At 71.3% G+C, this 17,909-nt stretch carries 20 protein-coding genes and 1 other RNA gene; 8 read left to right on the top strand and 13 right to left on the bottom strand.

From position 1 onward, the window contains the following. Nucleotides 1-8: 8 nt before the first annotated feature. Nucleotides 9-1,811, bottom strand: a complete 1,803-nt coding sequence (locus tag ACLF3M_RS31085; protein ID WP_430660901.1) for an acetolactate synthase 3 large subunit — start codon at nt 1,809-1,811, stop codon at nt 9-11. Nucleotides 1,812-1,914: 103 nt separating this feature from the next. Next, a complete protein-coding gene (miaA, locus tag ACLF3M_RS31080; protein WP_430660900.1) occupies nt 1,915-2,883 on the bottom strand; it encodes a tRNA (adenosine(37)-N6)-dimethylallyltransferase MiaA in 969 nt (322 codons plus the stop codon). 17 nt (nt 2,884-2,900) lie between these two features. Here miaA and serB point away from each other — a divergent pair, with 17 nt between their 5' ends. Next, complete coding sequence (serB, locus tag ACLF3M_RS31075) at nt 2,901-3,791, top strand: phosphoserine phosphatase SerB (protein ID WP_430660899.1); 891 nt, start codon at nt 2,901-2,903, stop codon at nt 3,789-3,791. Between the two features lie 144 nt (nt 3,792-3,935). Here the strand turns inward: serB and ACLF3M_RS31070 are convergent, their stop codons facing one another. The 4 genes from ACLF3M_RS31070 to hflK form a co-directional block, all read right to left on the bottom strand. Then, nucleotides 3,936-5,483 carry a DegQ family serine endoprotease gene (locus tag ACLF3M_RS31070; RefSeq protein WP_430660898.1) on the bottom strand — a complete coding sequence of 516 codons (1,548 nt, stop codon included), beginning with the start codon at nt 5,481-5,483 and terminating at the stop codon, nt 3,936-3,938. Between the two features lie 141 nt (nt 5,484-5,624). Then, a complete protein-coding gene (locus tag ACLF3M_RS31065) occupies nt 5,625-5,816 on the bottom strand; it encodes a DUF2065 domain-containing protein (RefSeq protein WP_430660897.1) in 192 nt (63 codons plus the stop codon). Nucleotides 5,817-5,831: 15 nt separating this feature from the next. Beyond that, a complete protein-coding gene (hflC, locus tag ACLF3M_RS31060) occupies nt 5,832-6,773 on the bottom strand; it encodes a protease modulator HflC (RefSeq protein WP_430660896.1) in 942 nt (313 codons plus the stop codon). Then, complete coding sequence (gene hflK / locus ACLF3M_RS31055; protein WP_430660895.1) at nt 6,770-7,975, bottom strand: FtsH protease activity modulator HflK; 1,206 nt, start codon at nt 7,973-7,975, stop codon at nt 6,770-6,772. Before hflK ends, hflC begins: the two co-directional genes overlap by 4 nt. A 177-nt stretch (nt 7,976-8,152) precedes the next feature. Between hflK and ACLF3M_RS31050 the strand changes: the two genes are divergently transcribed. Continuing rightward, nucleotides 8,153-9,262, top strand: a complete 1,110-nt coding sequence (locus tag ACLF3M_RS31050; protein ID WP_430660894.1) for a P-loop NTPase — start codon at nt 8,153-8,155, stop codon at nt 9,260-9,262. A 35-nt stretch (nt 9,263-9,297) separates the two neighbouring features. After that, a complete protein-coding gene (locus ACLF3M_RS31045) occupies nt 9,298-9,645 on the top strand; it encodes an acyl carrier protein (protein ID WP_430660893.1) in 348 nt (115 codons plus the stop codon). A gap of 22 nt (nt 9,646-9,667) precedes the next feature. Here ACLF3M_RS31045 and ACLF3M_RS31040 read toward each other — a convergent pair whose 3' ends face one another. From ACLF3M_RS31040 to nthA, 6 genes are all read right to left on the bottom strand, one after another. Continuing rightward, complete coding sequence (locus ACLF3M_RS31040) at nt 9,668-10,564, bottom strand: ribokinase (RefSeq protein WP_430660892.1); 897 nt, start codon at nt 10,562-10,564, stop codon at nt 9,668-9,670. Continuing rightward, the gene (locus ACLF3M_RS31035; RefSeq protein WP_430660891.1) at nt 10,561-11,166 is read right to left on the bottom strand and encodes an HD domain-containing protein; all 606 of its coding nucleotides are present in this window, start codon (nt 11,164-11,166) and stop codon (nt 10,561-10,563) included. The genes ACLF3M_RS31040 and ACLF3M_RS31035 overlap by 4 nt, the downstream gene beginning before the upstream one ends. Then, complete coding sequence (locus ACLF3M_RS31030; protein ID WP_430660890.1) at nt 11,163-11,384, bottom strand: hypothetical protein; 222 nt, start codon at nt 11,382-11,384, stop codon at nt 11,163-11,165. Before ACLF3M_RS31030 ends, ACLF3M_RS31035 begins: the two co-directional genes overlap by 4 nt. Beyond that, the gene (gene thyX / locus ACLF3M_RS31025) at nt 11,377-12,312 is read right to left on the bottom strand and encodes an FAD-dependent thymidylate synthase (RefSeq protein ID WP_430660889.1); all 936 of its coding nucleotides are present in this window, start codon (nt 12,310-12,312) and stop codon (nt 11,377-11,379) included. Before thyX ends, ACLF3M_RS31030 begins: the two co-directional genes overlap by 8 nt. Before the next feature lie 70 nt (nt 12,313-12,382). Continuing rightward, entirely contained in the window at nt 12,383-13,000 is a 618-nt protein-coding gene (locus ACLF3M_RS31020) for an SH3-like domain-containing protein (RefSeq protein WP_430660888.1), read from the bottom strand. A gap of 3 nt (nt 13,001-13,003) precedes the next feature. Beyond that, nucleotides 13,004-13,594, bottom strand: a complete 591-nt coding sequence (nthA, locus tag ACLF3M_RS31015) for a nitrile hydratase subunit alpha (protein ID WP_430660887.1) — start codon at nt 13,592-13,594, stop codon at nt 13,004-13,006. Nucleotides 13,595-13,667: 73 nt separating this feature from the next. Here nthA and ssrA point away from each other — a divergent pair. From ssrA to ACLF3M_RS30990, 5 genes are all read left to right on the top strand, one after another. Next, nucleotides 13,668-13,991, top strand: a transfer-messenger RNA (tmRNA) gene (ssrA, locus tag ACLF3M_RS31010). A 227-nt stretch (nt 13,992-14,218) separates the two neighbouring features. Continuing rightward, on the top strand, nt 14,219-14,728 hold the full coding sequence (locus ACLF3M_RS31005) for an SspB family protein (protein WP_430660886.1): 510 nt from the start codon (nt 14,219-14,221) through the stop codon (nt 14,726-14,728). Nucleotides 14,729-15,007: 279 nt separating this feature from the next. Further along, nucleotides 15,008-16,609 carry a fumarate hydratase gene (locus ACLF3M_RS31000; RefSeq protein ID WP_430660885.1) on the top strand — a complete coding sequence of 534 codons (1,602 nt, stop codon included), beginning with the start codon at nt 15,008-15,010 and terminating at the stop codon, nt 16,607-16,609. A gap of 9 nt (nt 16,610-16,618) precedes the next feature. Continuing rightward, complete coding sequence (locus ACLF3M_RS30995) at nt 16,619-16,864, top strand: hypothetical protein (protein WP_430660884.1); 246 nt, start codon at nt 16,619-16,621, stop codon at nt 16,862-16,864. Between the two features lie 6 nt (nt 16,865-16,870). After that, nucleotides 16,871-17,116, top strand: coding sequence for a DUF1272 domain-containing protein (locus ACLF3M_RS30990; RefSeq protein ID WP_430660883.1), 246 nt, complete (start codon nt 16,871-16,873; stop codon nt 17,114-17,116). Nucleotides 17,117-17,122: 6 nt separating this feature from the next. Here ACLF3M_RS30990 and ACLF3M_RS30985 read toward each other — a convergent pair whose 3' ends face one another. Then, the gene (locus ACLF3M_RS30985; protein ID WP_430660926.1) at nt 17,123-17,908 is read right to left on the bottom strand and encodes an NYN domain-containing protein; all 786 of its coding nucleotides are present in this window, start codon (nt 17,906-17,908) and stop codon (nt 17,123-17,125) included. Nucleotide 17,909: the final 1 nt, after the last annotated feature.

The raw sequence follows: 17,909 nt of genomic DNA, 5'->3' as shown, positions 1-17,909 counted from the left end.
CGTCGGCGTCAGACGAGGACCTTGCCCTCGTCGGTGACGCCGGCGACGCCGCCTTCCTGCTCCGGCCCCAGGATCATCTCGTTATGCGCCGCGCCGGACGGGATCATCGGGAAGCAGTTTTCCTTCTGGTCCACCGCGATGTCGGCGATGACGGGCTTGTCGATCGCGATCATCTCCCGGATCACGCGGTCGAGGTCGTCGGCCGACGTCGCGCGCATGCCGACGGCGTGGAAGCTCTCGGCGAGCTTCACGAAGTCGGGCAGCGCGGCGCTGTAGCTCTCGGAATAGCGGCCGCCATGCAGCAGTTCCTGCCACTGGCGGACCATGCCCATGTACTCGTTGTTGAGGATGAAGACCTTCACGGGCAGGCGGTACTGCGCGAGCGTCCCCATCTCCTGGATGTTCATCAGGATGGACGCCTCGCCCGCGATGTCGATGACCAGCGCGTCGGGATGCGCGATCTGCACGCCCATCGCGGCGGGCAGGCCGTAGCCCATCGTGCCGAGGCCACCGCTCGTCATCCAGCGGTTCGGCTTCTCGAAGCCGAAATACTGGGCGGCCCACATCTGGTGCTGGCCGACCTCCGTCGTGATGAAGGTCTCACGGCCCATTTCCTTCGTTATCTCGTAGAGCCGCTTCACCGCGTGCTGCGGCTTGATGATCTTGCCTTCCTGGCGGTAGCGCAGGCAGTCCTTCGCGCGCCAGCCATCGATCGCGCGCCACCAGGCCGCGATGGCCTCGCGGTCGTGCGGGGCCGGGTCTTCCTTCCAGGCCTCGATCAGCGCGGCGAGCACGCGGCCCGCATCGCCCACGACCGGCACGTCCACCTTGACGTTCTTGTTGATCGAGGACGGGTCGATATCGACGTGGATCTTCTTGGAATCCGGCGCGAAGGCGTTCAGCCGCCCCGTCACGCGGTCGTCGAAGCGCGCGCCGATGTTCAGCATGACGTCGCAGCCATGCATCGCCAGGTTCGCCTCGTAGGTCCCGTGCATGCCGAGCATGCCGAGGAACTGCGGGTCGGAGGACGGGTAGGCGCCGAGCCCCATCAGCGTGTTGGTGCAGGGGAAGCCCGTCATGCGGACGAACTTCGTCAGCAGCTCCGACGCCTCGGGACCCGCATTGATCACGCCGCCGCCGGCATAGACGACCGGGCGCTTCGCGGCCTTGAGCAGCGCCACGGCCTTGCGGATCTGGCCGGCATCGGGCTCGGTCTGCGGGCGGTAGGAACGGTGCGGCTGGTCGGCCGGCGGCGCGTCGGTATAGGGCGCCTTGGCGATCAGGATGTCCTTCGGCAGGTCGATCACCACCGGGCCGGGACGGCCGGTGCGCGCGACCCGGAAGGCCTCGTGCACGACGCGCGCCAGGTCGGACGACTTCTTGACGAGGTAGTTGTGCTTGGTCGCGGGGCGCGTGATGCCCGTCGTGTCGGCTTCCTGGAAGGCGTCGTTGCCGATCAGGTGCGTCGGCACCTGGCCCGTCAGGCAGACCACGGGGATGCTGTCCATCAGCGCGTCCACGAGGCCCGTCACGGCGTTCGTCGCGCCGGGGCCGGACGTCACCAGCACGCAGCCCACCTTGCCAGTGGAGCGCGCATAGCCCTCCGCCGCATGCACCGCGGCCTGCTCGTGGCGGACCAGGATGTGGCGGATGGCGTTCTGCTGGAACAGCGCGTCGTAGATCGGCAATACCGCGCCGCCGGGATAGCCGAAAATGACCTCTACGCCCTGGTCCTTCAGCGCGCGAAGGACGACCTCCGCGCCCGACATCGTCAGGGCGGCGGGATCGGCGTGCTGGGACGTGGCGGACATCGGAGTGGTGCTTTCTTCGCGCGCAATTTTCGTGCGCGCCTCTCTCTGCGCTCGCGGCCCATCCGCGGCGGGGCGGCACCCCTAGACCCTATGCCGCACTGCGTCAACGCGCCTTCCCAAGGAATAATGCGAAATATTCTAACAAACTTTCCGAATCTTGCGTGTTATTAGCCCATCTTGCAGCGAATCGTCGTGTCCGTGCCGGTCCTGCGAGGTCGTGGTGGCGGAACCAGGTCGCCTGCCGCTTGGTGTATTGCCCGGTGTTGAGGATGGCGCGCTTCGAAGCCTCCTCCAGCGTCATGCGGCCGGCCAGATGCGCCAGCAGTTCCGGCACGCCATGCGCGCGCATCGCCGGCAGAGCGGGATTAAGGTGCTGCTCCCCGAGCGCGCGGACTTCCTCGATCGCGCCCTCGCGCAACATCATGTCCCACCGCGCCGCGATGGCGGCCCGCAGCGCATCGCGCGGGGGGTCGAGCACCACGCCCGCGAAATCAAAGGGCGCGGGGCCCGTGCCGCCGGCCTTCTGCCAGGCCCGGAGCCCCTGCCCCGTGCCTGTCGCGACCTCGTAGGCCCGCGCGATGCGCTGGCTGTCGGAAGGCCGCAGCGTCGCCGCGGTCTCGGGGTCCAGCGCGGCCAGCCGCGCATGGAGCGCTGCCGGCCCCTCCTCCGCGAGCAGGCGCCGCGCCTCCGCCCGCGCGACTGCCGGCACCGGCGGGACCTCCGCCAGGCCCTCGGTCAGAGCCGCGAAATACAGGCCCGTCCCGCCGCAGAGGATCGGCACGCGACCCGCCTGCCACGCGCGGTCCATCGCCGCCAGCGCCGCGCCGCGCCACCAGGCCGCCGTCCCGGCCTCCGCCGCCGGGCGAACGCCGTAGAGCTCGTGCGGCACCCGCGCCAGGTCGGCGTCGGTCGGCCGCGCCGTGATGACGCGAAGCTCCCGGTAGACCTGCATGGAATCCGCGTTGATCACCACGCCGCCGACCCGCTCCGCCAGGTCCAGCGCCAGCGCGCTCTTCCCAGACGCCGTCGGCCCGGCGACCAGGATCGCCGGTGGTTGCCTAGTCCCGGTCACAGTGGCAGAGGGCGCCCATGCCCAATGTGCTGACCCTGGTCGCGCCGCCAGGCGCGCTCGACCCTGCCCTCGTCGCGCGTGCCCGGACCGCGCTGGACGCGCTCGGCATCGCGCCCGGCAAGCCGGACTGGCTGTCGGAGAGGGAGGCCGCCGACATCCCGTTCCAGGGCGCCCCCGACCAGGCCGTCGCCGCTGCCCGCGCCGCGCTGTCCGACGCCCCGGTGGACGCCATCGCGACCCCGGCCGAGAGCCGCCGCAAGCGTCTGCTCATCGCCGACATGGACAGCACCATCGTCACTTCCGAGACGCTGGACGAGATCGCCGCCTATGCCGGGCTGAAGGACAGGATCGCCGAGATCACCCGCCGCTCCATGAACGGCGAGCTCGACTTTCGCGCCGCGCTCATCGAGCGCGTCGGCATGCTGGAGGGCCTCTCCGCCGCGGCGCTCGACGCGGTCTGGCAGGCCACGCGGATGATGCCGGGTGCGGCCGAGCTCGTCGGCACGATGCGCGCGCATGGCGCCGTCACCTGCCTCGCCTCCGGCGGCTTCACCTTCTTCACGGGACGCGTGGCGGAGCGCCTCGGCTTTCATGAGCACGCGTCGAACACGCTGGTGATCGAGCGCGGCAAGCTGACGGGTCGTGTCGCCGAGCCGATCTTCGACCGCAACGCCAAGCTCGCGACGCTGACGCGCCTCGCCACCCAGCACGGCCTGCCGATGGACGCGACACTCGCCGTCGGCGACGGCGCGAACGACCTCGACATGATCCGCGCCGCCGGCCTCGGCGTCGCCTTCAAGGCCAAGCCCGTGGTCGCGGCCGCGGCCGGCGCGCGGGTGGACCACGGCGACCTGACGGCGCTGCTCTTTGCCCAGGGGTACCGTCGGCAAGAGTTCCGCGGCGGCTGACAGCGCAGGCACCGCGCCCGCGGTCGCCGTTCCGCCCCCCGGTGCCCTCCCGCGGCGTTGCCGCGGGAGGCGGAGCCTAGTCGAGGCGTCGGGAGCCAATCCGGGGTCCCCGCGAAGACGCGAAGCGGCTTCGTGGGGATTGGATCACCCGGGACGCCCCTGCTGCGGCTGCGGCGCCAGGCGCAGCGGCACCCAGCGCTGGCCCTGCGGGCCTTCCACCAGCAGCAGCGCCGTCGCGCGGCCCTGTCGGCGCAGGCGCTCCAGGCGGTCCTGCACCTCCTGCGGCGTCGTCACGCGTTCCTGCTGCACCTCGACGATCACGTCGCCGGGGCGGAGTTCGCGCTCGGCGCCCGGGCTGCCCGGCGCGACCTCGGTGATCACCACGCCGCGGCTTTCCGCGCGCAGGCTGAAGCGCTCGCGCTGTTCCGGCGTGAGCGGCGCGATCCGCAGGCCGAGGCCCGAGAGCTCCGTCGTCTGCGGCCGCGGCGTCGGCTGGTTGGGCTGGGCAGCGGCCTGCTGCTGGTCGGAGGGCAGCTCGGCGACCGTGACCTGCACCGTCTCCTCCTTGCCGTTGCGCCAGACCACGACGGGGACCTGCGTGCCGACCCGCGTCTCGGCCACGATGCGCGGGAGGTTGCGCATCTCGCGCACTTCCTGGTTGTTGAAGCGCAGGATCACGTCGCCGGCCTGGATGCCACCGGCCGCCGCCGGCCCGCCATCCTGCGCGCGCGCCACCAGCGCCCCGCGCACGCCGTTGTGCTGCAGGCCGAGGCTCTCCGCGATCTCGTCCGTGACCTGCTGGATGTTCACCCCGAGCCAGCCGCGGCGGACGCGCCCGTCGTCGCGTAGCTGCGCCACGATGCTCCTGGCCAGGTTCGACGGGATGGAGAAGCCGATGCCGATGGACCCGCCGGATGGCGAGTAGATCGCGGTGTTGATGCCGATGACCTCGCCGTTCAGGTTGAACAGCGGCCCGCCGGAATTGCCGCGATTGATCGCGGCGTCGGTCTGGATGAAGTCGTCGTAGAGCCCCTGGCGGATGTCGCGCCCGCGCGCCGAGACGATGCCGGTCGTCACCGACCCGCCAAGCCCGAAGGGATTGCCGATCGCGACCACCCAGTCCCCGACCTCGGCGCTGTCACTGTCGCCGAAGGGCACCGCCGGCAGCGGGCGCTCTGGGCGGACGCGCAGCACCGCGATGTCGGTGCGGGGGTCGGCGCCGACCAGCTCGGCCTTCAGCGTCGTGTTGTCCTGCAGGACGACGTTGATCTCGTCCGCGCCCTCGATGACGTGGTTGTTGGTCACCACGATGCCGGTGGCGTCGATAATGAAGCCCGATCCCAGCGACTGCGCACGGCGCTGCTGCTGCGGCGGGCGGTTGGGCTGGCCGGGCTGCGGCTGCTGGCCCGGGCGGTTGCGCTCGAGGAAGTCGCGGAAGAATTCCTCGAAGGGACTGCCGGGCGGCGCCTGCGGCACTTCCGGCGCGTCGCGCTGGGCACGCTGCCCGCTGCCGGCGGCCTGGGTGGTCTGGATGTTGACCACCGCCGGCAGCAGCCGCCGCGCCAGCGGCGCGAAGGAGGACGGCGCGCCCGGCGGCGCGACCTGCGGGGCTATCTGCTGGGCAGCCGCGGGCTGGCCGAGGCCGAGCGGCGCGGCCAGGACGGCGGCAATGGCGAGCGGAGCAAGACGCACGGGGGGCAACCTTCCCTGATGGGGCGAGCCTAGCGGCAAGTGGGCCGCGAAGCACCCAGTTTGGCATGTCCGGCCCGATCGGTAAGCCCGCGGGCCGGGCCTGTCCCGTGACAGAGCGTCACGGAACCCCGCGGGTTCGGCTCACCGGGTGATGAGCCAGGCGACGCCGATCCCGGCCGCCGCCGCCACCAGCCCGCCAACACGCAGCCGTTGCTCCGGCAGCTCGGCCAGCCTGCCGACCGCCCGCCGCATGGCGTCCGGTGCGACGGCGTAGAGCAACCCCTCCACCGCCAGCACCACCGCCACGCCGGCCAGGACCTGGGCCAGCGTCATCGCCCGCGCCGGACCTCAATCCGAGGTCCGGGCCGGGGCCGGCGCGGCCGCCGGGGCTGCCGGCGGCGCGGGCGCGACGGCGCCGGGCTGGCCGATCTGCGAGGTCCCGCGGAAGTAGCGGAAGAACTCGCTGTCCGGCGACAGCAGCAGCCGCGTCTCGCCCTCGCCGAAGGCGTCGCGATAGGCCTGCATGGACCGCCAGAACTGGAAGAAGGCGGGGTCGCGCTGGAAGGCATCCGCGAAGATGCGGATCGCCTCCTGCTCGCCCTGGCCGCGCAGGATGTCGGCGCTCGCCTGGCCTTCGGCCAGCAGCACCGTCCGCTCGCGGTCGGCGCCGGCTCGCACCCGCACCGCCACCTCCGCGCCCTCGGCGCGCGCTTCCCGGGCGACGCGCTCGCGCTCGGACTGCATGCGCGACAGGATCGCCTGGGTGTTCTCCTCCGGCAGGTCGGCGCGGCGGATGCGGACATCCGTCACCTCGATGCCGAAGCGGCGCGCTTCCTCGTTCACCTGGTTGCGGATCGTGCCCATGATCCGCGTGCGGTCGGTGGACAGCACCGACAGCAGCGGCTCGTTGCCCAGCACCCGGCGCAGCGAGGACTGCACGATCGAGTTCAGCCGCGCCCGGATGCCCGCCTCCGTCGCGCCGACCGTCTGGTAGAACTCGAGCGGGTTGGTGATGCGGTAGCGCGTGAAGCTGTCCACGATCAGGCGGCGCTGGTCGCCGAGGATCACCTCCTCGCCGGGCGCGTCGTAGTCCAGCAGGCGGCGATCGAAGGCGATCACCGACTGGATGAAGGGCAGCTTGTAGTGCAGCCCGGGCTCGCGGATCACGCGGATCGGCTCGCCGAACTGGGTGATCAGCACCTGCTGCGTCTGATGCACGGTGAAGAGCGTGGAGGAGGCGACGAGCAGCGCCGCCGCCAGCACCACCGCCCCGATCAGGGCGCGGCTCATCGGGGCACTCCCTGGCCACGGGGCGTCGTGCTGACGCTGGGTTGCTGCCCCGGCTGCGGCCTGACCTGCGGCAGCGCCGCGGCGGGCGGCACGGCACGGCCGGGCTCGCCGAGGTTCAGCAGCGGCACGATGCCCTGCAGCCCGGCATCCACCACGATCTTCGGGTTACGGCGCAGGATCTCCTCCATCGTCTCGATGTACATCCGCCGCGTCGTGACGTCCTGCGCGACCTGGTAGGCGCTGAGCACCGAGAGGAAGCGCTGCGCCTCGCCCCGGGCGCGGGCGACCTGGCTTTCCTTGAAGCCTTCGGCTTCCTGGACCATGCGCTCGGCCTCGCCGCGGGCGCGGGGGATGATGTCGTTGCGATAGCTCTCGGCCTCGTTGCGGGCGCGCTCGCGGTCCGCATTGGCGCGCTGCACGTCGCGGAAAGCGTCCACGACCTGCGCGGGCGGATCGACCTTCTGCAGCTGCACCTGCGTGATCTCCACGCCCGAGCGGTACTGGTCGAGGATCGCCTGCGCCCCGCGCCGGACCTCCTGCTCGATCTGCGCGCGGGCCTCGGTCAGCGCGGGCTGGATCGGCGTGCGGCCGATCACCTCGCGCATCACGCTCTCCGCCGCCGACTTGACGGTCGCCTCGGGGTTGCGGGTGTTGAACAGGAACTCGCCGGCGTCGCGGATGCGCCAGAACACCGCGAAGTCGATGTCGATGATGTTCTCGTCGCCGGTCAGCATGTGGCTTTCCTCCGGCACGTCGCGCGCCGCGACCGGGCGCATGCCCGGCGAGGTGTCGGCGGCGGTGCGGAAGCCCACATCCACGCGGTTGATGCGCGTCACGCGCGGCGTGGTGACGGATTCGACGGGCCAGGGGATGTGGTAGTTCAGGCCCGGCGGGGCGGTGCGCTCGAAGGCGCCGAAGCGCATCACAACGCCCTGCTCGTCCGGCTGGACGCGGTAGAAGCCCGACGCGGCCCAAAGCACGACCAGGACGAGCGCGATCAGCGCCAGGCCCTTGCCCCCGGTGCCGCGCGGCAGCCAGCGCCGGACCGCGTCCTGCGCCTGGCGGATTATGTCGTCGAGGTCGGGGGTGGGCCCGCGCCCGCCGCCCTGGCCTCCGCCCGGAGGCGGTGGCGGCGATCCCCACGGCCCGCCTGGCCTGGGATTGCCCCAGGGGCTGGGTCCGCCGCTGTTGTTCCACGCCATTCGGGTCCTCGACCTCCTTGTTGTCCCGGCAGTCCAGTGTTTGGGCGGCAGGGGTGCAGCCGCCGTGCCGCCGGTCCATATCACCCCCGGCGCCCCGGCGGCAGGCCCAGGTCACCCCTTTGGGTCACCCGGTTGCGGCCCCGGCGATATCGAAGCCTTCGGGAGGTTTTTCAAGCGATGGGCGAGACACTTGAGGCCCGTATCCGCACGGCGCTTCGTTCGGTGAGGGACCCCGCCAGCGGCCGCGACATCGTCGAGGCGGGCATGGTGGAGGGCCTGACCGAGAAGGCCGGCATGGTCCAGTTCGCGATACAGGTCCCCCGCGAACGCGCCCGCGATTCCGAGCCGCTGCGCACGGCCGCCGAGAAGGCCGCGGCCGCCGTCCCCGGTGTCCTGTCGGCGACCGCCGTCCTGACCGCCCACCGGGCGGAGCCGGCGCCCGCCGCTGCCAAGCCCGCCGGCCGCACCCCAACAGGCCAGGGGCCGATGCTCCTCCCGGATGTCGGCGCGATCGTCGCCGTCGCCTCAGGCAAGGGCGGCGTCGGCAAGTCCACCACCGCGGTCAACCTCGCCGTCGCCCTGGCGACCCAGGGGCTGAAGGTCGGGCTGCTCGACGCCGACATCTACGGCCCGTCGCTTCCCCAGATGCTCGGCACCCGCGAACGCCCCCGCGCGGAGGGCCAGCGCATCATCCCGCTGCAGCGATGGGGCCTGAAGGCGATGTCCATCGGCTTCCTGGTGGAAGAGGATACCGCGATGATCTGGCGCGGCCCGATGGTCATGGGCGCGCTGGAACAGCTGATGGGCCAGGTCGAGTGGGGCAGCCTCGACGTCATGGTCGTGGACATGCCGCCCGGCACCGGCGACGCGCAGCTCACGATGTCCCAGCGCGTGCCGCTCGCCGGCGCGGTGATCGTCTCCACGCCCCAGGACGTCGCCCTGATCGACGCCCGACGCGGCGTGAAGATGTTCGAGAAGGTGGGCGTCCCCGTCCTCGGGCTGATCGAGAACATGAGCTTCTACTGCTGCCCGAACTGCGGCCACCGCGCCGACCTCTTCGGCCATGGCGGCGCGCGGAAGGAGGCCGAGGCGCTCGGCGTCGAATTCCTGGGCGAGCTGCCGCTCAAGCTCGAGATTCGCCAGCTCGCCGATGCCGGCACGCCAATCGTGGCGTCGCGCCCCGACAGCGAGGAGGCGAAGACCTACCAGCGCATCGCGAGCCGCCTGCGGGAGAAGCTGGCCGGGCGCGCCGGCGCGAAGGCCGGACCGCGGATCGTGGTGGAGTAGAGGTCGGCGGACGGGACGGTCGGGAGGATCGGCAGATGGCAGGACGCGGGGCGATCGTCGTCGCGATGCTGGCCCTGGCCTGCTGTGCGGCCGCGCAGGCGCAGCGCCCCTCGGGCTGCGCCGCGCTGGCCGCCAACGGCGTGCCCGCCGCGGTCTCCCGCGTCCTCGCCGAGGTGCTGCGCGTGCCGCCGGCGGCGATGCGCCCGGAGGCCCGCATCGCCGAGGATCTTCGCGCGGACGAGCTTTCGGAGGTCGAGATCGTGATGGCGATCCGGCGCGACCTCGGCGTGGAGCTCGACGATGCCTGGGCGCGCCAGGCGCGCACCGTGGGCGCGCTGAACGACCTGGTGGTCGCGGCGCTGCGCCCGCGCTGCCAGCGCTGAGACGCGGAGCCCTCTCTCGCTCTTAGGGGCGGAGGGGGCTCAGCAGCGCGTCCGTCTCCGCCGCGCGCGGCATCGCGCTCGCGGCACCTGGACGCGTCACCGCGATCGCCGCCGCCGCGCTCGCGCGCCGCATCGCCGCTTCAAGCACCAGCCCGCGATCCAGCGCCGCGCAGAGCACGCCGCACCAGCAATCGCCGGCGCCCGTCGTGTCCACCGGCGTGACGGAGAAGGCCGGCACCGCGACCTCGCCCGCCGCCGTCGCTGCGACCACCCCGGCCTCGCCCATCGTCACGGCGACCCCGGCGCCCAGTACGCCGCGCAGTGCCGCGGCGTCTGGGGCGCAGCCCAGCCGCGATGCCAGCACCTCCGCCTCGTGCTCGTTGACGATCAGCAGGTCGACGGCGCGCATGGCCTCCACCCGCAGCTCACCCGGCGGCGCCAGGTTCAGCACCACCCGCGCGCCGCGCGCCTTGGCCCGGCGGATCAGCGCTGCGACCTCATCCGGCGGCACCTCCATCTGCAGCAGCACGATCGCGCCGGGGGAGAGAATCGCGTCCTCCAGTTGACCAGCGCGGGCCAGCGCATTCGCGCCCGGCGCCACCGCGATCTGGTTCCGCCCCGCCGCGTCCACGCAGATCGAGGCGCAGCCGGTCGGCGCGTCGGGCACCGCCAGCCGCGAGAGGTCCACGCCGGCGTCGCGCAGCGCCGCCGTCGCGACCTCGGCGAAGCCGTCGCGCCCGACCGCGCCGGCGAAGATCACGCGCGCGCCGTCGCGCGCCGCGGCGACCGCCTGGTTGGCACCCTTGCCGCCCGGGAAGGTCTTCACGTCCTGGCCCATCACCGTGACACCCGGCGCGGGCAGGTCCGGCACGGTGAAGACGAGGTCGGCATTGGCCGAGCCGAACACGATCACCGTCATGGCGCGGGCTCCGCGAACATGCGTCCCGCCCGCGCGCGCTCGTAGAGCGTCGCGATCAGCGCCTCGAAGACCGGCGCCACCTGCCGCGCGGGGTTCATGCGCCTGTGGGTCGCGGCCTCGGCGATGCCCTCGTGCCGCCAGTGCCCGGTGCCGATCACGCCTTGCAGGAACCCCTGCGCGCGGTCGCAGGCCATGGCGAAGCGGGCAGCCGGCGTGACGCCTTCCTCGAACTCCTCCCAAAGCCCGCGCAGCCTGGCGCCGAGGTCGGGCGGCAGGCCGCCGAAGACGATGTCGGCGGCCGCGCGCTCGCGATCGGCCTGGGTCAGCACATGCGCCTCGTCATAGGCGAAGGTGTCGCCGGCCTCGACCTCCACCAGGTCATGCGCGGCGATCATCGCCAGCACGTGGCCGAGGTCGGGCGGGTCCACGACCTCGCCATGCAACAGGATCGCGACCAGCGCCACGTTCCAGCAATGCTCGGCCGAGTTCTCCTGCCGCGCCGCGCCGTCCGGCCCGACGGTCCGCCCGCGGCGCTCCACGTGCTTCAGGCGATCGGCCAGCGCGAGGAAGTCGATCACGGCGGCCACGCGGTCAGGTGTCATCGCAGCGTCCACCGTCCCAGGAGAAACCCGAACAGCACCGCCCCGCCGAGCAGCGCGCCGATCTCGCCGAACATCGCATGCGCCAGCGGCAGACCGATCATCACGAGCCCGACGAGCAGCGCCACCTTCCACCACCGGCCGAAGCCGAAGGCGAAGCGCGGCGCGGCCTTCGCCTTGCCGCGCGCGGGTGCTCGCCTGCCCGCCGAGGCGCTAGCCACGCCCCAGCGCCTCCATCAGCTCGCGCCATTCGCGCTTCGACAGCCCCGAGCCTTCCTGCGCCACGGCCTCGCCGGCCACCATCCGCTTCACGATGTCCAGCATCTGCGCGGAGAAGGTCACCGCCCCCAGCCGGTAGTCGCGGAAGGCGCCGGCCGCGATCGGCACCCAGGCCTCGGCGGTCCGCATCATGGCTTCCGCATAGACACGGATCTCGTACTGCGCATGCGCATCCGCCCGCAGCGAGAGGAAGTGGAAGAGGTTGTGCAGGTCCGTCTTCCAGTACCACTGCGTATAGGCATTCAGCGTCAGGTTCATCCGCGCGAGCTCCCGCGCCAGGCCCGACCGGCCCTCGTCGATGACCTTGCCGTCCTCGTCCTCGTTCAGCATCTCGAGGTAGTGGTCGTAGTTGCGCGTCGCGTCCTCGCGCAGCAGGTCGAGCACGCGGCGTGCCTCCTCACCTTCCAGCACGTCGCCGCGACCCTGGCGGTTGACAGAGGACTGCGCCGCCAGCTGCGCCGGCGCCGGCAGGTAGAACTCCCGGTCCAGGATCGAGTAGCGCGCGGAGTATTCGTTCACGTTGGCCGTGCGGTGGCGGATCCACTGCCGCGCGACGAAGATCGGCAGCTTCACATGGTACTTGATCTCGCACATCTCGAAGGGCGTGGAGTGGCGGTGCCGCATGAGGTAGCGGATCAGCCCGCGATCCTCGTTCGCCGCCCGCGTGCCGCGCCCGTAGCTCACGCGCGCAGCCTGCACGATCGCGGCATCGTCGCCCATGTAGTCGACGACCCGCACGAAGCCGTGGTCGAGCACCGGCAGCGCCTCGAACAGCATGGCCTCGAGCGCAGGCACGGTGGGACGCCGCGTCGGCGCGGTCGCCCGGCGCGCGGCCTCGATCTCCTGCTGCTGCTCGCTGGTCAGCGCCATGCCCGGCTCCTCGATCCCGGCGCCTTCCTAGCCCGAAGCCCGAGTCGCGGGCAGCCCCCGACGCAGGCCCTCAGCCCGCCTGCTCCAGGTAGCTCTGGAAGACGCAGGCATGGACCAGGCTGGCCTCCGCCCCCTTCGGCCATAGGTCCTCGCTGCGGAAGCGCACGTCGTAGGTCGGCTCGTCCTCGGCATGCAGGCCATGCGCATGGGCGTCGGGGAAGGGCGTGGGTGGCCCCTCCCCCACGATCACGCCCGTCTTGCCGCGGATGTAGCCGGGCATGCGGACATGGCCGGGCACGAAGTCGTCCTTCACCCGCACGCGCTCGCCGCGCTGGAAGCGGCGCCGGTCGGACGCGTTGGACCGCCCGCCGGTGCCGGGATGCGAGAGCGGAAAGCCGCCGCCCGCCAGCGCCTCCAGCTCGGCGCGCGTGACCACGCCCTTCTCCACCAGCAGCGTCGCCACGCCGGTCAGCGACCGCTCGTAGTAGCTCGCCCCGAGGTAGTGGCGCGGGTCCATGCGCTCGATCGCATGGCGATACTCGTCCATGTTGATGATGCCGAGCCGCACGGCCATGCCGTAGAGCACATTCGCCCGCGCTTCCCACGCCGCATGCCGCGCGGCCGCGTCCGGCGTGAAGCCGACCGGGCCGAAGCCCTGCCGGCCGCCGAGGTCATGCACGCCGTCCACGGGCTACAGCCTTTCGACGCCGATGAGGGAATCGCGCGTCACGACGGAGGCCAGCTTCTCCTCCGCCCAGCCCGCGGTGTGCGCCGGCCGCTCGGGCAGCACCATGTAGCGCGTGTCGGCCGTGGTGTCCCAGACCCGGATCTCGACGCCCTCGGGCAGGTCGCACCCCATCTCCCGCAGCACCGTCCGCGCCTCCCGCACGACGCGCGCGCGGTACTCGAAATCCTTGTACCAGTCCGGCGGCAGCCCGATGACCGCGAGCGCGGTGCAGGAACAGAGCGTGCAGACGATCACGTTGTGCACCGCCGGCGTGTTCTCCAGCACGACGAGCTGCCGGTGATGCGCGGGAAAGCGGATGCCGAGCTCCTCGACGGCCGCCTTGCCGTCGCGCAGCAGCCGCTCGCGGAAGGCCGGGTCGGTCCAGGCGCGCGCGACCACGCGGGCGCCGTTCTCCGGAACGAAGTTCTCCTCGACATGCGCGACCATGCCGTCCACCGAGAGCCCGGTGCCGCGCGCCCGGCCTTCCAGCACGCGCTCGACGGCCGCGACGCGCTGCTCGATGGGGGCCGCGGCGGTGGATGACGCAGCTGCCATGGAACCTGTCCTCCCGGGCTGAGGTGCGCGGCACGGTAACAGCCCGGGGATGCCAGCGCCAACGGGAAGGGCAGACCTCGCAATCCCGGTAGGAACGGCCTATATCCAGCGGTGCCGGCTTGCCGGCTATGGCGATAAACACGACTCGGCATAAGCGTTGCGGACCCGGGGGCAGTGCCCGGCGCCTCCACCAATCAGCCCTACTTGTCGGGTGGGCAGGAGCGGGGGCGAAACAGGCTCGACGCGCGTGGTAAAGGGGTCGCTTTTGCCCGGCATTGTACCGCCGTTATCGGGCTAAAACCTAAGTGCGAACGACAACAGCCGCGAGGCTGTCGCACTCGCTGCCTAAATAGGTAAGCGCGGCTCGGGGGGCGCCGGGCAACAGAAGCCCCCCACTTCTTTCTCCCCGCGACGTTGCTGCGTGGCGCGCCGGAGGCGCGCCACGCCGCACCGCCGTGGGGGCCCGGTTCAGCGCCTGTTCCTGGGAATTCTGTTCGCCGTATCGCGGCAAAGCCGCGATACGATTCCGTGGGCTTCCAGCTTTCCGGGCAATGTCGCATTCCGGTGTGGCCTCTTTCACCGGGGCGTCGCTCGCCCTATGGTTGCCTAGCCAGGGAAGCCCGAATGAGCGACGAGTCCCGCCAGGCCGAGAGCCTGATCCCGTATGAACTCTGGACCGACGACGCGCTGCGCGAAGTCGTGCTGCGGGCGCTCGAGCTCGCCGGCCGCGACGGCCTGCCGGGCGAACACCATTTCTACCTGACCTTCCGCACCGACCACCCCGGTACCAAGGTGCCAGGCCACCTCAAGGCGAAATACCCGCAGGAGATGACCATCGTCCTGCAGCACCAGTTCGAGGCGCTGACCGTGGACCGCGCGGCCAACCTCTTCTCCGTCCGCCTCTATTTCGGCGGCATGCCCGCGACCCTCGTCGTCCCCATGTCCGCCCTCACCGGCTTCGCCGACCCTGCCGTGCGCTACGGCCTGCGCTTCCAGCCCGACATGGAAGCCCCGCCCGCCGCGGTGGCCGAGGAACCGCCGGCGCCCCCGCCGCCGGCCAAGGCGGCCGAGGACGGGCCCGCCCAGGTCGTCAGCCTCGACGCCTTCCGCCGCAAGCCGGCCCGGGACGCCTGAGAGACCGTTTGAGAGTGCCAGCGCAGGGGATTTTTTGATCCTGCCAGGCGCCGGGCGCAGCCGATGCTGATTGCATCGGCAAGCCTGGGAACGACGCAGGAGCGGAAAAGCCCCGCGGAGCCGACCTTGTCCGGCGCTCTCAAGCGGTTTCTGGCCCGCCCGGCTGACGGGACGCGCGGCCTGGGCTAAAGCCTCGGGAAAATACCCCGGAAGGCTGCGATGCCCCTCGACAACCCGTCCCGTCCCCTTGGCCGCCCCCAAGGCTTCAACTTCTCCACGATGTTCCCGCTGGGCCCCGATGCGACGCCCTGGCGCAAGCTCGAGATCGGCGGCGTGTCCACCGTGCAGTGCGACGGCAAGACCGTGCTCAAGGTGAAGCCGGAAGCGCTAGAGCAGCTCGCCTTCGCGGCCTGCAAGGACGTCTCCCACCTGCTGCGCCCCGGCCACCTGCAGCAGCTCGCCAATATCCTGAAGGACCCCGAGGCCAGCCCGAACGATCGCTTCGTGGCGCTCGACCTGCTGAAGAACGCCAACATCGCCGCCGGCGGCGTCCTGCCGATGTGCCAGGACACCGGCACCGCCATCGTCTTCGGCAAGAAGGGCCAGCGCGTCTGGGTCGAGGGCGACGAGGAGGAGGCGCTGTCCTACGGCGTCCACCGCACCTACACCGAGACCAACCTCCGCTATTCCCAGATGGCGCCGCTGACGATGTGGGAGGAGAAGAACACCGGCAACAACCTGCCCGTGGACTTCTCGATCCTGGCCGCACCCGGCGACCACCACGCCGACGAGCTGCACCTGATGTTCGTCCTCAAGGGCGGCGGCAGCGCGAACAAGACCTTCCTCTTCCAGCAGACCCGCGCGGTGCTGTCGAAGGACAAGCTGCTCAAGTTCCTCGAGGACAAGATCAAGTCGCTCGGGACCAGCGCCTGCCCGCCCTATCACCTCGCCATCGTCATCGGCGGCACCAGCGCGGAGACGAACCTCAAGACGGTGAAGCTTGCCTCCACCCGCTATCTCGATAGCCTGCCGACCGAAGGCTCGATGGCCGGCCACGCCTTCCGCGACGTCGAGTTCGAGAAGGAGGTGCACAAGCTCACCCAGAACCTCGGCATCGGCGCGCAGTTCGGCGGCAAGTATTTCTGCCACGACGTTCGGGTGATCCGCCTGCCGCGCCATGGGGCGAGCCTGCCGATCGGCATCGGGGTGTCGTGTTCCGCCGACCGCCAGATCAAGGCGAAGATCACACCCGACGGCGTCTTCCTCGAACAGCTCGAACAGGACCCCGCGCATTACCTGCCCGAGGCCACCGACGACTTCCTCGGCGGCGAGGTCGTCAGGATCGACCTCAACCGGCCGATGAGCGAGATCCGCGCGGAGCTCTCGAAGTATCCCGTGAAGACCCGGGTGTCGCTGACCGGGCCCATGGTCGTCGCGCGCGACATCGCGCATGCGAAGCTGCAGGAGCGCATCGACGCCGGCCAGGGCCTGCCGGACTACCTGAAGAACCACCCGGTCTACTATGCCGGCCCCGCCAAGACGCCGCAGGGCATGGCAACGGGCAGCTTCGGCCCGACCACCGCCGGCCGCATGGACAGCTATGTCGAGGCCTTCCAGGCCGCGGGCGGCAGCTTCGTGATGCTGGCCAAGGGCAACCGCAGCAAGGCCGTCCGCGACGCCTGCCGGAAATACGGCGGCTTCTACCTCGGCTCCGTCGGCGGCCCCGCGGCGCGGCTCGCGCAGGACTGCATCCGCAAGGTCGAGGTGCTGGAGTACCCCGAGCTCGGCATGGAGGCGGTCTGGCGCATCGAGGTCGAGGATTTTCCGGCGTTCATCGTCTGCGACGACAAGGGTAACGACTTCTATGAGGGCCTGGAGTAGTCACAGGGCATGCCCACCGTCCTCCCCGCCCCCGTCGATGTCGGCCTGGCGGAATATGTTCCGTCGCGATCCGGCCAGGGCTCCTGGGGTCCTTCGCGGCTGGTGACCCGCACCTCCGTCCTGCCGGAGGTCGGCGAGTTCATCCTGGTCGGCGAGCAGAACTACCGCGTCTGCTCGATCCGCATCGACCTCACGGGCGAGCAGCGCGTCGTGCTCTTCGGCCTCAAGGTCAACCAGCCCAGCCTGCCGTCCTGACCGGCCATGCTGGAGCTCCGCCCGAACTGCGAGTGCTGCGACCGCGACCTGCCGCCCGACAGCCGTGACGCGCTGATCTGCTCCTTCGAATGCACGTGGTGCCGTGACTGCGCGGCAACACGGCTCGGCGGACGCTGCCCGAATTGCGGCGGCGATCTGCAGCCGAGGCCGATCAGGCCGCCGGAGAAGCTCGCGAAGTTCCCCGCCGCGACGACGCGCAAGCGGTCGAAGCTCGCGGCCTGCGGGGGGTAGCGGGCGCTACCGCGCGCCGGAAGCCGGCGACCGTCGTGCCGTGCCGCGTGGCTTGGCCCGCGCGGCCGGCCTGATCAGCATGCCCTTTGCCGACTGCTTCACCTCGAACTCCGGCATCTTGCCGACGAGCTCGCTGAGCTTCCGGCAGCCATAGGTGCGCTCGTCGAAATCGGGCGCGATGGTCCTGACGCGGGTGCCCACGCCGCCGAGATGGACCCATCCGTCCTCGTCGGCCTCCATCTGCGCGACCGCCGTGGACAGCAACTCGGCCGCCGTCGCCAGGGGCTGGCGGGCGACCGGTGGCGAGGCCTGCCCCGCCGCCGTCGCTTCCGACGGCGCCGACAGGTTCTCCGTGTAGATGAACCGCCGGCACGCGTTGCGGAAGCTCTCCGGCGTCTTCTGCTCGCCGAAGCCATAGACCTCGGCGCCGTGCTCCCGCAGGCGCGACGCCAGCCGCGTGAAGTCGCTATCGGAAGACACCAGGCAGAAGCCGTCGAGATGGCCGGCGTGCAGCAGGTCCATCGCGTCGATGACCAGCGCGATGTCGGACGCGTTCTTCCCCTGGGTGTAGGCGAATTGCTGGTGGGGATCGATGGCGAAGCGCTGCAGGATTTCCGCCCAGGACTTCAGGCGAGGCGAGGAGAAGTCGCCGTAGATGCGGCGCACGCTCGCCTCGCCGAAGCGCGCGATCTCCGCGAAGAGGCCTTCCGCGATGCGCGGCGAGGTGTTGTCGGCGTCGATCAGCACCGCGAAGCGGCGCAATCGTCCCTCGTCCCCGCCGGCCGTGCCCATC

Origin of the sequence: Falsiroseomonas sp. HW251 (assembly GCF_050563545.1) — a bacterium.
In the GTDB taxonomy this organism is placed as follows: Bacteria; Pseudomonadota; Alphaproteobacteria; order Acetobacterales; family Acetobacteraceae; genus Falsiroseomonas.
Note: the sequence above shows the minus strand (reverse complement) of the source record. Positions and strands in the feature narration are given on the sequence as shown.

Excerpts from the sequence above, each read along its gene's own strand:
- hflK (WP_430660895.1), bottom strand. The coding sequence starts at position 7,975 with ATGGCGTGGAACAACAGCGGCGGACCCAGCCCCTGGGGCAATCCCAGG.
- ACLF3M_RS31035 (WP_430660891.1), bottom strand. The coding sequence starts at position 11,166 with ATGACACCTGACCGCGTGGCCGCCGTGATCGACTTCCTCGCGCTGGCC.
- ACLF3M_RS31065 (WP_430660897.1), bottom strand. The coding sequence starts at position 5,816 with ATGACGCTGGCCCAGGTCCTGGCCGGCGTGGCGGTGGTGCTGGCGGTG.
- serB (WP_430660899.1), top strand. The coding sequence starts at position 2,901 with ATGCCCAATGTGCTGACCCTGGTCGCGCCGCCAGGCGCGCTCGACCCT.
- ACLF3M_RS31005 (WP_430660886.1), top strand. The coding sequence starts at position 14,219 with ATGAGCGACGAGTCCCGCCAGGCCGAGAGCCTGATCCCGTATGAACTC.
- ACLF3M_RS31000 (WP_430660885.1), top strand. The coding sequence starts at position 15,008 with ATGTTCCCGCTGGGCCCCGATGCGACGCCCTGGCGCAAGCTCGAGATC.
- ACLF3M_RS30995 (WP_430660884.1), top strand. The coding sequence starts at position 16,619 with ATGCCCACCGTCCTCCCCGCCCCCGTCGATGTCGGCCTGGCGGAATAT.
- ACLF3M_RS30985 (WP_430660926.1), bottom strand. The coding sequence starts at position 17,908 with ATGGGCACGGCCGGCGGGGACGAGGGACGATTGCGCCGCTTCGCGGTG.
- ACLF3M_RS30990 (WP_430660883.1), top strand. The coding sequence starts at position 16,871 with ATGCTGGAGCTCCGCCCGAACTGCGAGTGCTGCGACCGCGACCTGCCG.
- thyX (WP_430660889.1), bottom strand. The coding sequence starts at position 12,312 with ATGGCGCTGACCAGCGAGCAGCAGCAGGAGATCGAGGCCGCGCGCCGG.
- ACLF3M_RS31045 (WP_430660893.1), top strand. The coding sequence starts at position 9,298 with ATGGCAGGACGCGGGGCGATCGTCGTCGCGATGCTGGCCCTGGCCTGC.
- ACLF3M_RS31085 (WP_430660901.1), bottom strand. The coding sequence starts at position 1,811 with ATGTCCGCCACGTCCCAGCACGCCGATCCCGCCGCCCTGACGATGTCG.
- hflC (WP_430660896.1), bottom strand. The coding sequence starts at position 6,773 with ATGAGCCGCGCCCTGATCGGGGCGGTGGTGCTGGCGGCGGCGCTGCTC.
- nthA (WP_430660887.1), bottom strand. The coding sequence starts at position 13,594 with ATGGCAGCTGCGTCATCCACCGCCGCGGCCCCCATCGAGCAGCGCGTC.
- ACLF3M_RS31040 (WP_430660892.1), bottom strand. The coding sequence starts at position 10,564 with ATGACGGTGATCGTGTTCGGCTCGGCCAATGCCGACCTCGTCTTCACC.
- ACLF3M_RS31050 (WP_430660894.1), top strand. The coding sequence starts at position 8,153 with ATGGGCGAGACACTTGAGGCCCGTATCCGCACGGCGCTTCGTTCGGTG.